The sequence below is a fragment of the Flavobacterium sp. RSP15 genome, assembly GCF_003968755.1.
GTDB lineage: Bacteria > Bacteroidota > Bacteroidia > Flavobacteriales > Flavobacteriaceae > Flavobacterium.
Map to the genome: position 1 here is coordinate 230,620 of NZ_RYDL01000002.1, position 14,227 is coordinate 244,846.

Annotated in this window: 12 protein-coding genes; 4 read left to right on the forward strand and 8 right to left on the reverse strand. The window is 36.9% G+C overall.

Annotated features, from left to right (window positions below):
* Positions 1 to 13 precede the first annotated feature (13 nt).
* The 5 genes from serS to EKM00_RS03390 form a co-directional block, all read right to left on the reverse strand.
* Positions 14 to 1,285 carry a serine--tRNA ligase gene (serS, locus tag EKM00_RS03375; RefSeq protein WP_126451915.1) on the reverse strand — a complete coding sequence of 424 codons (1,272 nt, stop codon included), beginning with the start codon at positions 1,283 to 1,285 and terminating at the stop codon, positions 14 to 16.
* Between the two features lie 226 nt (positions 1,286 to 1,511).
* On the reverse strand, positions 1,512 to 2,051 hold the full coding sequence (locus EKM00_RS03380; protein ID WP_126451914.1) for a DMP19 family protein: 540 nt from the start codon (positions 2,049 to 2,051) through the stop codon (positions 1,512 to 1,514).
* A 104-nt stretch (positions 2,052 to 2,155) separates the two neighbouring features.
* Positions 2,156 to 2,326, reverse strand: coding sequence for a hypothetical protein (locus EKM00_RS14775; protein WP_199734592.1), 171 nt, complete (start codon positions 2,324 to 2,326; stop codon positions 2,156 to 2,158).
* 451 nt (positions 2,327 to 2,777) lie between these two features.
* Positions 2,778 to 3,317, reverse strand: coding sequence for a 3-hydroxyanthranilate 3,4-dioxygenase (locus tag EKM00_RS03385; RefSeq protein ID WP_126451913.1), 540 nt, complete (start codon positions 3,315 to 3,317; stop codon positions 2,778 to 2,780).
* 89 nt (positions 3,318 to 3,406) lie between these two features.
* Positions 3,407 to 4,519, reverse strand: a complete 1,113-nt coding sequence (locus tag EKM00_RS03390) for an endonuclease/exonuclease/phosphatase family protein (RefSeq protein WP_126515241.1) — start codon at positions 4,517 to 4,519, stop codon at positions 3,407 to 3,409.
* 162 nt (positions 4,520 to 4,681) lie between these two features.
* Between EKM00_RS03390 and EKM00_RS03395 the strand changes: the two genes are divergently transcribed.
* From EKM00_RS03395 to EKM00_RS03405, 3 genes are all read left to right on the forward strand, one after another.
* Positions 4,682 to 5,683 carry a S66 peptidase family protein gene (locus tag EKM00_RS03395; protein WP_126457871.1) on the forward strand — a complete coding sequence of 334 codons (1,002 nt, stop codon included), beginning with the start codon at positions 4,682 to 4,684 and terminating at the stop codon, positions 5,681 to 5,683.
* A gap of 165 nt (positions 5,684 to 5,848) precedes the next feature.
* A complete protein-coding gene (locus EKM00_RS03400; protein ID WP_126451910.1) occupies positions 5,849 to 6,208 on the forward strand; it encodes a YraN family protein in 360 nt (119 codons plus the stop codon).
* Positions 6,209 to 6,317: 109 nt separating this feature from the next.
* Positions 6,318 to 6,974 carry an aspartate kinase gene (locus tag EKM00_RS03405; protein WP_126451909.1) on the forward strand — a complete coding sequence of 219 codons (657 nt, stop codon included), beginning with the start codon at positions 6,318 to 6,320 and terminating at the stop codon, positions 6,972 to 6,974.
* Between the two features lie 43 nt (positions 6,975 to 7,017).
* On the opposite strand, the gene mfd is transcribed toward EKM00_RS03405, so the two are convergent.
* Entirely contained in the window at positions 7,018 to 10,386 is a 3,369-nt protein-coding gene (gene mfd / locus EKM00_RS03410) for a transcription-repair coupling factor (protein WP_126515242.1), read from the reverse strand.
* Positions 10,379 to 10,984, reverse strand: coding sequence for a hypothetical protein (locus EKM00_RS03415; RefSeq protein WP_126515243.1), 606 nt, complete (start codon positions 10,982 to 10,984; stop codon positions 10,379 to 10,381). Before EKM00_RS03415 ends, mfd begins: the two co-directional genes overlap by 8 nt.
* Positions 10,985 to 11,296: 312 nt before the next feature.
* Here EKM00_RS03415 and EKM00_RS03420 point away from each other — a divergent pair, with 312 nt between their 5' ends.
* Entirely contained in the window at positions 11,297 to 12,235 is a 939-nt protein-coding gene (locus EKM00_RS03420) for an L-threonine 3-dehydrogenase (protein WP_126515244.1), read from the forward strand.
* 73 nt (positions 12,236 to 12,308) lie between these two features.
* On the opposite strand, the gene EKM00_RS03425 is transcribed toward EKM00_RS03420, so the two are convergent.
* The gene (locus tag EKM00_RS03425; RefSeq protein WP_126457856.1) at positions 12,309 to 14,183 is read right to left on the reverse strand and encodes a M1 family metallopeptidase; all 1,875 of its coding nucleotides are present in this window, start codon (positions 14,181 to 14,183) and stop codon (positions 12,309 to 12,311) included.
* Between the last annotated feature and the right edge of the window lie 44 nt (positions 14,184 to 14,227).

A 14,227-nucleotide genomic window follows, 5' to 3' on the forward strand; every position in this document is an offset into this window, starting at 1 on the left:
AGTAGTGTTTTAACTAATTGATACTATCAAATCCGCAATACGCACGCAAAACCTCAGGAATTACGATTCCTTCCGGAGTTTGGTAATTTTCTAAAAGTGCTGCCAAAACTCTTGGCAAAGCCAATGAACTTCCGTTTAAGGTGTGTGCTAATTGATTTTTTCCATCTTTATCTCTAAAACGTAATTTCAACCGATTTGCTTGAAAAGTCTCAAAATTAGAAACCGAACTGATTTCTAACCAACGGTCTTGTGCAGTAGAAAACACTTCGAAATCATAGGTTAACGCTGCTGTGAATCCCATATCGCCGCCACAAAGACGCAATATTCTGTAGGGTAATTTCAATTCCTGCAAAATACTTTTTACATGCTCCACCATTCCGTCCAAGGCTTCATACGATTTATCGGGATGCTCTACACGAACAATCTCGACTTTGTCAAATTGATGTAAACGGTTCAATCCACGTACGTGCGCACCATAAGAACCTGCTTCACGACGAAAACAAGGCGTGTAAGCCGTAGTCAAAACCGGTAATTCACTTTCGTTTAAAATTACATCCCGAAACAAATTCGTTACTGGAACCTCAGCAGTTGGAATTAAGTATAAATCATCGGTTTTATCATGGTACATTTGCCCTTCTTTGTCGGGCAATTGTCCCGTTCCATAAGCAGATGCTTCGTTTACCATGTGTGGCACCTGAACTTCGTTATATCCTGCAGCGGTATTTTTGTCCAGAAAATAATTGATCAAAGCACGTTGTAATTTTGCTCCTTTTCCTTTATAAACCGGAAATCCTGCGCCTGTGATTTTTACTCCCAATTCAAAATCGATAATGTCGTATTTTTTTACCAATTCCCAGTGTGGTTGCGCGCCTTCATGCAAAACTGGGATTTCCCCTTCTTCAAAAACGTTCAGGTTTTCCTCCGGTGTTTTTCCAATAGGAACAATATCAGCAGGAAGATTGGGTAAGGTATATAATTTTTCTAAAAGTTCAGCGGCAAGTGCATCAGCAGTTTCGGCTAATTTCTTGCTTTTCTCTTTATTTAAAACAGTTTTTTCTTTTAAGATTGCGGCTTTAGATTTCTCTCCCGCTTTCATCAATTCGCCAATATCCTTGGATAATTTATTAGATTCGGACAAAATGCTGTCTAGCTCCACTTGCGTAGCGCGACGTTTTTCATCCAGTTGTACCACTTCTTCAACAACACTTGTAGCATCGATGTTTCTCTTTGCCAAAGCGGTGATTACTTTTTCCTGATTCTCTCTAATAAATGCGATTTGTAACATAGCTTGATTTTTTTAACGCTAACTTTTATAATTATGGAAGCAAATTTAGGGAAATGTTTGGTAGAAATGAGGGAAAAAATTAGTCAAAAGTCGAAAGTCATAAAGTCCAATACTAATGTATGATTCAAATGCCCTAATGTTTAATTTACATTGACAACAGAACTTCAAAAAAAACAAATAAAAACAGGACTTTAAAAACTTTATGACATTGGACTTTTGACTTACTTTAGGCTCTTTTAATCTCATGACCCACAAATTCTTCTAAGGTTGCAAACATGTCGTCTACTGAAAGGACTTCGAAATCTGGGTGTGTTTTTAAGAAAGTAGCATTCAACGTAATCAAGTTTTCTTCAATTTCGAAAAAAGTGTCGTTGTTAAGCAAATCTCGAGTAGGATTTACGCCTTCGAGTTTTCCTTTCAGAAATTTATTCAGCTTGACACTGCTCATTAATTTCACTTTTTTGGATTGTTGTTGAAACAATTCCAAATGCTTTTCAGCACCAATCAAAGCCAAACCTTCTTCGATCAATTCGTTTAGTTCTTTATCCCAACCCGAATTGTGAACAAATTGAGCAAAATTTCCTTCGGTATATTGCGACGTGTAATAGTCTAAATAATAACTCATTATAGCATCTTCATGAATCAAATCATCGTTCACGCCTTCCTCACGCATTAAGTTGATTACCGATATATTAGAGTGAATTACATCTTGGAGATTTCCACTGTTCATTGCTGTTTCTGAAATAATTATTCTACCGAATTCCATAGGTTTTGTATTTGAATATGTGCTACAAATTTCGGGCAAAATAGTGAAGAATCGAAATGTTATTTTTTAGCCACAGATTAGCACCGATTGATTAGCGCAACCATTTAACTGACATCAGATTCGTCACTACGCTTTTTCTGATTCATTTTGGTAACCAACGCTTTCAAACGCATGGCTTTTTCTTTTTTTTCTTCTTGAAGTTTTGTCTTTTTCCGATTGAGCAATTTGGTATGCAACGCCTTATTTTTGGTGTTTTTTTCGGGTCCTTTTGCCATAATGTAGAAGCTTTGTTAATTACGGTTACAAAGATATAAAAGAGACCACTCTTTCTGGATTTGTTATCTATAAAACAGAAAATATCTTTAAAAAAATAAACTATCTTAACTTTATGAAAATAAAAGAGTCTATACAAATGAGATTAGCGGAATTTTTAACATTATGCAAAAGTCATAATGTTAAAAATATTTATGCTTTTGGTTCTGCTGTGACTGAAAATCCCAAATCCCCTAGCCCCGATAGCAGTGGAAATCCCACGCTTTTGGGCGTGGATTGCAACGAATAGCGGGAAATAGCTCCAAAAAACACAAACAATTCCTCCGTAGTACAGACAAGTCACGAGCTGTTCTTATCCTAAAAAATATTTTGTTTTTTGCTGCCAAAAACATATAATTTTCAGAAATATTGGGACATGAAGGAAGCGAACTGATGCTAAGCAGCGACTTAAAATTATTTTTTGGCTACAAATCTGGTGTCGGTTTCCATTATGGTTCCACATTTTTCACAGGTTCGCATCTTTGTAGAAGTATAGAACTGTTCAAAATGAGGCAGGAAATCTTTCTCGATATTATGAAGTTCAAAGTAGACTTCGTGCAGCTTATGATTACAAGTATCACAAAACCAAAGTAATCCGTCCGTGAATCCTTTTCCAGCTCTTTTTCTTTCGATGACAAGTCCTATAGAACCCTCGGAACGCACTGGAGAATGGGGGATTTTAGCAGGATGAAGATACATATCACCCGCATGTAATTCCATTTCTTTGCGTTCCCCATCTTCTTGAATAATCACTTTGATGGAGCCTTCAAGCTGGTAAAACAATTCTTCAGTTTCGTTGTAATGATAGTCTTTTCTGGCATTTGGGCCGGCAACAACCATGACGATATAATCACCGGATTCCGTGTATAAATTTTTATTGCCAACGGGTGGTTTCAGCAGATGACGGTTTTCGTCAATCCATTTATTGAGGTTGAAAGGTTTTGCAATTGCCATTTTTTCTGAAGGTCAAAGTTTTTAAGGTACCAAGGTACTAAGATTTTAAATGATAGAACCTATTAATTCTCTTTAAAAGCACAAGCACTTTAGTTCCGTTTTTCTTTAATCAAATAAATATACACGGGAAAATGGTCGCTAAATCCTATTTCGGTGGGGGAATGCCGCAACGGATACCCTTTGTATTGTCCGCTGGTTTGTATCAAAAAAGATTTGTTGTAAATTCCGGCTTTCCAATACCGAAAGCTAGAATAGTCTGATTGCAGTAAGGTTTCGGAAACCATTATTTGGTCAAAAACATCCCATGCATCACGAAATGCAATGGTTCCAAATCCTTTCTTGGCCATTTCCTCGAAGGGATTATAAATCCCAAACGGTAGCACATCTGCTTTTTTTGCTTTGGCGCCAAGCCCAAATTTGACACTTTTATTATATGGTCCGTCATTTAAATCACCTAAAGTAATCACTTTTGCTTCTGAATTTATGCGTTGCAAAGAATCGATTATTTTTCGGTTTAATGCTCCAGCGGCTTCCCGGAACGGACTTGATTTTTTCTCGCCGCCAGAACGCGACGGCCAGTGATTGACTATAATATTGATTTCCTCTCCGTCCAGAAATCCGGTTACCAATAGCTGATCTCGTGTGTAAACCCGATAATTTTTGGTGCTTATTTGCAATTCGTCATCTGTTTTTTCTTCGGAATTGGCTTTAGAATTTTCGTTTGTGGTGGTTCCTTCTTTATAAATGTACAACGGAATGTTACTATAACTCGTGGGCTGAAATTTCTTTTTTTGATACAACAGCGCCACGTCAATTCCTCTTTTGTCTGGTGAATCAAAATGGATGATTCCGTAGTCTTTATCAATAAGTTTGGGCTGTTTTACTAAATCTTCTAAAACGCCTCTGTTTTCTATTTCACAACCGCCAATAAATGTGGGCGAATCCGTGTTTTCAGCTGAACCAATTTCAGCTAACACTCGGGCTAAGTTTCCTAATTTTTTTTGGTACTTCCCATAATTCCACCGTTGCAACCCTTTTGGAGTCCACTCTTCGTCAAAAGTATCCGGATCGTTTATGGTGTCAAAAAGATTTTCAAAATTATAAAACGCAACGGTATGAATAACATATTTTTTTGGTTGCGCAGTAGATTTTGCAATTGGAAAGAATAAAAAAAGAATAGGAATCCAGTACGTAATTCTCATAAATATCATTTATTTACCGCTGTTGCTGAGATCCCTTTTAGAATCTGGTTATTGTAAAAATAGTCATTTGAGTGTGAACTTAGAATTATTTTCTAAATGTCTATCTTTGTTTTTGTCATTTAACGCCTTTATCATTAGAATTTCTCAGAAAAGCAATACCGCATGAATCAAAATCAATTTACTTTTACATCCCGTTATTCTATTTTATATCAATTGCTATTGCTTATTTTTGTGTTACAATCTTTCAACAGTCAAGCCCAATACAATATGATTACACCCCCTAGTTTACAAAAAGGAGATACCGTAGCTATTTTGGCAACAGCCCGAAAAAACACAGATGATAACCTGAAACCCGCTATTGATTTACTGCACAGTTGGGGCCTGGAAGTGGTCATAGGCAGCACAATAGGTTTAGACAACAACCAATTAGCCGGGACTGACGAACAGCGAGCAACTGATTTTCAGCAGCAACTGGACAATCCAAACATCAAAGCCATTTGGTGCGTAAAAGGCGGATACGGAACCGTGCGTATGATTGATTTGTTAGATTTTACTGCGTTCAGAAAAAATCCGAAATGGATTATTGGCTTTAGTGATGTGACTGTTTTACACAATCATTTGAACACTATGGGTTTCAAATCCATTCACGGAATCATGCCGATAACCGCTCCAAGAGCCACTCCTGAAGCTATAAAAACTATGCGGACTGCTTTATTTGGTGAAAAACTATCCTACAACATAACGCCTTTTGTAATGAATAGACCCGGGAAAGCTACCGGAGAATTAGTGGGTGGGAATTTATCCATTCTATACAGTTTGTTGGGTTCACCCTCCGCGATTGATTGTTCCGATAAAATCTTGTTTCTAGAAGATTTAGACGAATATTTGTATCACATTGACCGCATGATGATGAATTTAAAACGAAATGGTTGCCTGGAAAGCGTCAAGGGAATTGTGGTAGGTTCGATGACAAAGATGAAGGATAATGATATTCCGTGGGGGAAAAATGCCATCGAAATTATCGAGGATGTAACCAAAAAATACTCTATTCCTATTTTGTATAATTTCCCGGCGGGACACATACAAGATAACAGAGCCTTAATTTTAGGCAATACTGTAACGATCAATGTCAGCGAGAAAAGCAGCACACTGGTTTTTGAATAAAGAAATCCTCCCTCCGGCTCCCCTCCGAAGGAGGGAGAAACTAAACGGAAATAGACTCAGGATAATTGTTTGTAATATTACATATCATTTTGGGTTTTTGGTTATAAATTACCATTCTGAATTGTAGGAATTAATTTCACAGGTTTATTAACTGAAAATTTTTTTATGGCTGCACATAATGAACTTGGAAAACTAGGAGAAGAAATGGCAGTCGAATTTCTACGGAAAGACGGCTACACGATTTTGCAAACCAATTGGACCTTCCAAAAAGCCGAAATAGATATTCTCGCCCAAAAAGGAAACACACTTGCTGTTGTTGAAGTCAAAACGCGTTCCTCATTAGAATTTGGCTTACCACAAGATTTTGTAAAACCAAAAAAAATCCAGCTCCTTGTAAAGGCCGTTCATGCCTTTGTCAACAAAAGAAATTTAGATATAGATGTCCGTTTTGACATTATTGCAATACATAAAGAAGGCAAATCTTATGTCATTGAGCATCTTATCGATGCGTTTTATCATTTTTAATTCGTTTTTTTAATGTTATAATTGTAACAAATTGTTTTTTTTATTTACATTTGCCTTATATGTACACACTGACTACCCGTATATTTACAACCACTAAAAAAATTGAATTATGAAAACTGTTTCTTCCATTGTAGAGAACTACATCAAAACAAAGCCATTTTTGTTGAATGCATTATCATTAGGGATCATTAATCTGACCTCATTATCCCGGAATATAATGACTGAATTAGAAAGTGAATTTGGCAAGGAAGTAAAACAAGGCGCAGTGGTTATGGCTTTAAAAAGACTCACTGAAGAACTGGATTTCAGACTGAATCACAAGATCAATAAAGTAATTAAAAACATTGGAGAAATTACCGTTCGTTCTGCTTTGACGGATTATACTTTTGCTGCTTCTGACACTGTTTTAAATAAACAAGCAGATTTAATTACCGATATTAATACGCTGCCGGATATTTTTTACACTTCGTCTAGAGGTGTGAATGAAACAAATATTGTGGTCAGCAACAGCATCAACAATTTGGTTGACAAGCATTTTGCTTCTGAGAAATTAATTCAAAAACTGGATAATCTGGCTTCGATTACCGTGAAATTACCGAAAGAAAACATCGTTGTTCCTGGGATTTACTATTTTATTTTCCAGCGTTTGGCTTGGGAAGGAATCATCATAAACGAAGTAATTTCGACTTCTAATGAATTCACAATTTTAGTAAGTGAAGAACAAGTAGATGTGGCTTTCAAAGTAATTAAGGATTTGAAGAATTAGAAAAGCTTCTAGCCTTTTGAAGGCTGGAAGCTTTAGAAATGTCTTATTCCCCACCCAATAGCTCCATCAATTCCAAAGCTCTCCTGGTGTTCTTTACATTGTCAAAAGTCAACAGTAATCGCAAACCAGCCGGCGTTTGTTTTTCTTTCATTTTACAAATAGAACTGTTTTTTTGCACAAACAGTAGGACTTGATTAAAACGTTTCGATTGGTAATAATCGGATTGTTGATCCGAAATGAAATACCCAATCATCTTGCCTTGTTTCATTACTAATTTTTCGATTCCAATGCGGGTAGCGATCCATTTGATACGAATACTGTTCATTAATGCTTTGGCACGTGGCGGCATTGGGCCAAAACGATCAATCAATTTATTTTGGAAAATGATGAGTTCTTCTTCGTTTTTTACAGCGCCTAATTCATTGTACAAACTCAATCGTTCCGATACATTATTGATGTATTCATCCGAAAATAATAACTCAAAATCAGTATCGATTTGAAGGTCCTTGACATATTCTTTGGTTTCCAAATTATTTTCCTCCGGATACAAATCCTTGAATTCATTTTCTTTCAATTCATCAAGGGCTTCATTCATAATTTTTTGGTACGTATCAAAACCAATTTCGTTGATAAAACCGCTTTGTTCACCGCCCAATAAATCTCCGGCACCACGAATCTCAAGATCTTTCATCGCAATATTAAATCCACTTCCCAATTCACTAAATTGTTCCAAAGCCTGAATTCGTTTTCTAGCATCGTCTGTCATTGCGGAATACGGCGGGCAAATAAAATAGCAAAACGCTTTCTTGTTGCTACGTCCTACACGACCGCGCATTTGATGTAAATCAGACAATCCAAAATTATTCGCATTATTGATGAAAATCGTGTTCGCATTAGGAACATCCAAACCGCTTTCGATGATGGTCGTTGCCACCAAAACATCAAATTCGCCATTCATAAAAGCCAACATTAGTTCCTCCAGTTTTCGTCCTTCCATTTGGCCGTGACCAATTCCAACTTTGGCATTGGGTACCAAACGCTGGATCATTCCGGCCACTTCTTTGATGTTTTCTATTCTGTTATTGATGAAAAACACCTGTCCGTTACGCTGAATTTCATACGAAATCGCATCCCGAATCAACTCTTCGCTAAAACCGACTACATTGGTTTCAATAGGATAACGATTGGGCGGTGGTGTTGTAATTACGGATAAATCACGTGCTGCCATCAACGAAAATTGTAATGTTCGTGGTATTGGAGTTGCGGTCAATGTCAGCGTATCCACATTAGCAGCAATAGTTTTGAGTTTGTCTTTTACATTAACCCCAAATTTTTGTTCTTCATCCACAATCAATAATCCAAGGTCTTTGAAAACAACATTTTTACTGACTAATTGGTGCGTTCCAATGACAATATCGAGTTTTCCTTCGGCTAGTAATTTTAAGGTTTCTGCTTTTTGTTTGGCAGTTCTAAAACGGTTTAAATACCCCACAGAAACCGGCATGTCTTTCAATCGTTCCGTAAAAGTTCGGTAATGCTGGTAGGCCAAAATAGTTGTAGGCACTAATATCGCCACTTGTTTGCTATTATCCACAGCTTTGAAAGCCGCACGAATGGCGACTTCGGTTTTACCAAAACCTACATCACCACAAACCAAGCGATCCATTGGACGGTCACTTTCCATATCCGCTTTTACTTCTGCCGTTGATTTAGTTTGGTCCGGCGTATCTTCATAAATGAACGAACTTTCCAGTTCATTTTGTAAATAACTGTCGGGCGCAAACTGGAATCCTTTTTCGAGTCTTCTTTTTGCATACAACTGAATCAAATTGAAAGCAATATGTTTAACACGCGCCTTGGTTTTTTGTTTTAAAATCTTCCAGGCATTCGAACCCAATTTGTAAATTTTGGGTGGCGTTCCGTCTTTTCCGTTGTATTTTGAAATTTTGTGCAGCGAATGAATACTCACATACACAATATCATTATCGGCATACACGAGCTTGATGGCTTCTTGCGTTTTGCCTTCGACTTGTATTTTTTGCAAACCTCCAAAACGTCCAATTCCGTGATCGATATGCGTCACATAATCCCCAACAGAAAGTGTCGTAAGCTCTTTTAAAGTGATATTCTGTTTTTTCGAGTACCCATTTTTGATGTTGAATTTATGATAGCGTTCAAAAATCTGATGGTCCGTGTAACAGGTAATTTGGTTTTCCTCATCAATAAATCCTTGGTACAAAGGCAAAACAACCGCGTGATACTGCTTGCGGATATTCTCGGAATTGGCTTCATCCAAAGTTTTGAAAATATCATGAAATCGTTTGGCTTGGGCGTCATTGGAACAAAACAAATGATTTTTATAGCCATTAAAATGATTTTCGTTCAGATTATTCAACAACAAATCAAATTGTTTGTTGAACGACGGCTGTGGTTGAATATGAAATTCGAATTTTTTGGTGGTTCTAAAAATAGGCTTTGAACTCAATTCTACAATCGAGAAATCCAAGGCTCGTTTTATAAATTCGGCTTGATTCAAGAACAATTGCTCCGGAGATGACCGCTTTATTTCTTGCGATAATTTTGCGAAAGCTTCTTCGGCTTTGCCAAATTGTTTGTTTAATTGTGATAAAAAATCTTCAGTATTCTGGATGAAAATCACCGTTTTCTCTGAAATATAATCCAAGAAACTTTCTCTGTTTTCCTGAAAAACTTTGTTTTCCACATTAGGGATTATCGTAATTTTCTTCTGTTGTACCATTGACAATTGGGTCGCAACATCAAAGGTACGAATGCTCTCCACTTCATCTCCAAAAAACTCAATTCGGTACGGATTATCATTCGAAAACGAAAAGACGTCGACAATGCCGCCACGAACCGAAAATTCTCCGGGTTCAGTAATAAAATCGACTCTTTTGAACTCGTATTCGAACAATACTTCATTGATAAAATCGATAGAAATTTTGTCACCAACAGCAACCTTCAACGTGTTTTTATCTAATTCTTTCCGGGTGACCACTTTCTCGAATAAGGCTTCGGGATAGGTGACAATAACGGCTGGTTTCTTGCGGGAATTGATCCGGTTGGGGACTTCGGCGCGAAGCAAAACATTCGCATTATCCGTATCTTCAATCTCGTATGGACGACGGAATGAACCGGGATAAAAGAGTACATCTTGTTCGCCAATCATTTGTTCCAGATCGTTCAAGTAATACGCTGCTTCTTCTTTATTGTTTAGAACAATTAGAAGAGGAAGTTCGGCTTTCTTAAAAACGGATCGAATTACAAATGAAAGTGCAGAGCCCAAAAGTCCCGACAGCTGTATTTTGATTTGCTTGTTTTCTAATAAACGAGCAACGATTTGCTGGGTTTTTGGCGAATTATCGTAGGTGTTGTATAAGGCTGTTTTACTCAACGCGTGGAATATTTGGGTCGATTATAGGTGTATTGGGAATGGCTCTTGTAGTATCCATCATTTTCATTAACTCAGATTCCCCTTCCTCGATGGGAATCTTACTTTTCTCGGTGATTTTGTCCATCTGTCTTTGAAGCGAAACCAATTCTAAATTGATTTCTGACACTAGCTGCGTTACTTTTTTATCTGGAATAGCATCTAAATTAATAAATAAATCCAACAATCGTACCTTAGTAATTAAGGTCGAAATTCTGCTTTTTATTTGAGGTTTACTGTATTCATAAGGGATATTTTCGTTTAAATCCATTACTTTTTTAGAAAGTGCTTTTGATTTTTGTTGGAACGCTTTAATTGATTTTCTGGGTTTCAGCGCTAATTCAGCCAAAAAAATACGCCAGGCATTCCAAGTAGCCAAACTTTTTTCAGAAGCCTCCGTAACTGGAGTATCATAAAAAACCCAACCCTTTTCTATGTTTTTAAAAATAATTTCTCTTCGCTGCATCTCTTTTTTATTTTCGGAAAGGCGTTTTTGATTATTATCCTGACAGGAAAACAAGAGCAAAGCAAGAGCAAAGAAGATTGCTGTTTTATATTTCATGTGTGGCAATTTGTTGTTTTTTACTGGCTGAATGCAATCGCTATACGCTCTTACTTTTGCAAACGAAAACCCATTATGCTCGTTTAAAAATCGCCATTAATTTAGGTGCAAAGTTACAAAGTAAATTTACAATTACGAATTACGGCATCGGAATAACTATCTAATATCCCTAAAGCAGTTTTTATATTTAAAACCTATAAAATTAAGAAACATAGCTTGTTTTTAATTACAACTTTAAGAATTTAACAGTATTTTTTATCAAAATTATGTTATTTACGAAAACGTTATCTTTGTTTTTTAAAACAGACAAAAATGAGTACTAAAATATTAATTATTGGCGCTTGCGGCCAGATAGGAACGGAACTTACCCAAAAATTACGAAAAATATACGGAACAGAAAATGTAATTGCTTCGGATATTCGAAAGTTAAATATTGACGTTGTCAATTCCGGTCCATTTGAAGTGGTAAATGCCTTGGATTTCAATCAAATTGAACATCTGGTGGAATTGCATCAGATTGACGAGGTCTATTTGATGGCAGCACTTTTATCAGCTACAGCAGAAAAAAACCCTGCTTTTGCTTGGGATTTGAATATGAATTCGTTATTTCACGTTTTGAATTTGGCGAAAGCCGGAAAAATAAAAAAAATATTCTGGCCTTCGAGTATTGCCGTTTTTGGTCCAACAACACCCAGAGAAAATACGCCGCAATACACAATCATGGAACCTTCAACGGTTTACGGAATCAGTAAACAAGCTGGCGAAAGATGGTGCGAATACTACCATAATATTTTTGGTGTAGATGTAAGAAGCATTCGTTATCCTGGTTTAATTAGCTGGTCATCGCCTCCTGGTGGCGGAACAACGGATTATGCGGTAGATATTTTTCACAAGGCGATTTCGGATAAAACATACGAATGTTTTTTATCCTCCGAAACTAAAATGCCGATGATGTACATGGACGATGCCATTGCTGCGACCATCCAAATTATGCAGGCGCCGGTAGAACAAATAAAAATTCATTCTTCGTATAATTTGGCGGCAATGAGCTTTACACCAACGCAGATTGCTGCCGAAATCAAGAAACATATTCCGGAATTTACCGTTACTTATGAGCCGGACTTCCGTCAAAAAATAGCCGATAGTTGGCCAGCAAGTATTGATGACGCCGAAGCTAGAAAGGACTGGGGATGGAAACATGAATTTGATTTGGAAGGCATGACCGTGGATATGTTGGAGCATTTGAAGTAAATCATTTAACAATATAAACCAAAAAAAAGTCTAGTTGTTGAACTAGACTTTTTTTATAACGTTTCAATAGTAGTTACTTTATCTCGTACGTATTGTTTTCCTTTTTCAAATCAGCCATTAATCCGCTTGGGTCAATGGTAATTTTTTTGATGGAAGTTTTCGATTTAGAAATATCAAATTCAAAGGTTGGGTACGCCCACGCCCAATCATTCAAAACCGTTCTTTTTATGGCGGGATTTGGATTTTCTTTTTCGAAACTCATCATGCGCAACGGAATGTAGAAACTTTCCGTTGTTCCATCTGTGTACTCCACTAATAAATCAATTGGCATTGGCATTCTACCAATTCTTTCTAAAGTAACGGTTGTTTTGTCTCCATTTTCTTTTATATCCTTAATACCATAATCAATAGTATTGGTGGTTTCTGTCCAATCCACTAAGTACCAATCGAGATTTGCTCCAGAAATTCGTTCTGCAGATCTTTTAATGTCATTTGGCGTAGGGTGCTTGAATTTAAAATCGCTGTAATATTTCTTCAATGTTTTCATGACATTATCTTTTCCAATCAAATACATCAATTGAGTCAAGAAAATTTCCCCTTTACTATACGATGTGATGCTGTAGACTCTGTTTTCATCAAAACGATCTGCATGCGTTCCTTGTGGTAATTCTTTTCCCGAATTTGCCATAGAAAAATAACCGGTATAGGCTCCTGTATAAGGGTTTTCTACTTTTTTATTTGCAATTTCATTCAGTCCAAAATCTTCCAGAAATGAGGTAAAACCTTCGTCCATCCATCCGTGTTTTGATTCATTGGAAGCCAAAACATGTTGGAACCAAGAGTGCGCCATTTCGTGTGCAGTTACTCCAAGCAATCCTTCAAAACTACCTTGTCCTAAAATCAGTGTACACATGGCATATTCCATACCACCATCGCCACCCTGAATCACAGAATATTGTTTGTATGGATAATCCCCTACCGTTTTGTTGTAAATTTCCATTAACTGGACCGTTTTTGGTTGCAGGTTTTTCCAGTTTTGAATGTATTTAGGGTTGTTTTTATACAAAAAATGCAAATCAACACCGTTAGGCCCTTTTACTACATCGTGAATGTAATCCGGATCAGCAGCCCATGTAAAATCATGAACCATTGGTGCATTAAAATGCCAAGTCAACATTTTTGTTTTCTTTGGAACAGACACAACAACACCTTGGTCTTGATAGCCGTGACCAATTTCATTTTTGTTTTGCAAATAACCGGTACCACCTAAAACGTAATCCTTGTCAATAGTAATATTTACGTCAAAATTTCCCCAAACACCATGAAATTCTCTGGCAATGTAAGGATCAGCATGCCAACCTTCAAAATCAAATTCAGCCATTTTTGGATACCATTGCGACATGGATAATGCTACACCTTCAGCATTATTTCTTCCGGAACGACGAATCTGAATGGGAACCTGACCCTCAAAATCTAATGTAAATGTAGTTTTAGTATTCGGTAATATTGGCTTGGCCAAAGTCACTTCAAGAATAGTTCCAACCTCTTTTGCAGTAGCAACTGCTCCATCTTGTTTGAAATTTGAAATTCGCAAAAAACCAATTTCATTTGGTTTCAGGTTTTTAATGCGGCTTTCCTTCACTTCTTTACCGTCTACTTTTATTTTGGTGACCATTCTGCCGTCAGGATCTTTGATACTTTGGATTCTGGCATCCATTTCGCTTCCGGGCTGAAAGGCATTATTAAATAGGTGATAATATACTTTTCTCAAAGTATCCGAAGAATTATTGGTGTATACCAATTCCTGCTTCCCGGTGTACTGGTATGTTTTTACATCCAAGGTAACATCCATTTTGTAATCGACATGTTGTTGCCAATACGAGGAGTTTTGGGCAAAAACAGTTCCGAGACCAAAAACAACAAAAGAAAATAAAAGTAATTTTTTCATAGGTAGGTTTAAATAAAAATGGAAGGACAAACTGCCCTTCCAAG

Excerpts from the sequence above, each read along its gene's own strand:
- serS (WP_126451915.1), bottom strand. The coding sequence starts at position 1,285 with ATGTTACAAATCGCATTTATTAGAGAGAATCAGGAAAAAGTAATCACC.
- EKM00_RS03380 (WP_126451914.1), bottom strand. The coding sequence starts at position 2,051 with ATGGAATTCGGTAGAATAATTATTTCAGAAACAGCAATGAACAGTGGA.
- EKM00_RS14775 (WP_199734592.1), bottom strand. The coding sequence starts at position 2,326 with ATGGCAAAAGGACCCGAAAAAAACACCAAAAATAAGGCGTTGCATACC.
- EKM00_RS03385 (WP_126451913.1), bottom strand. The coding sequence starts at position 3,317 with ATGGCAATTGCAAAACCTTTCAACCTCAATAAATGGATTGACGAAAAC.
- EKM00_RS03390 (WP_126515241.1), bottom strand. The coding sequence starts at position 4,519 with ATGAGAATTACGTACTGGATTCCTATTCTTTTTTTATTCTTTCCAATT.
- EKM00_RS03395 (WP_126457871.1), top strand. The coding sequence starts at position 4,682 with ATGAATCAAAATCAATTTACTTTTACATCCCGTTATTCTATTTTATAT.
- EKM00_RS03400 (WP_126451910.1), top strand. The coding sequence starts at position 5,849 with ATGGCTGCACATAATGAACTTGGAAAACTAGGAGAAGAAATGGCAGTC.
- EKM00_RS03405 (WP_126451909.1), top strand. The coding sequence starts at position 6,318 with ATGAAAACTGTTTCTTCCATTGTAGAGAACTACATCAAAACAAAGCCA.
- EKM00_RS03415 (WP_126515243.1), bottom strand. The coding sequence starts at position 10,984 with ATGAAATATAAAACAGCAATCTTCTTTGCTCTTGCTTTGCTCTTGTTT.
- EKM00_RS03420 (WP_126515244.1), top strand. The coding sequence starts at position 11,297 with ATGAGTACTAAAATATTAATTATTGGCGCTTGCGGCCAGATAGGAACG.
- EKM00_RS03425 (WP_126457856.1), bottom strand. The coding sequence starts at position 14,183 with ATGAAAAAATTACTTTTATTTTCTTTTGTTGTTTTTGGTCTCGGAACT.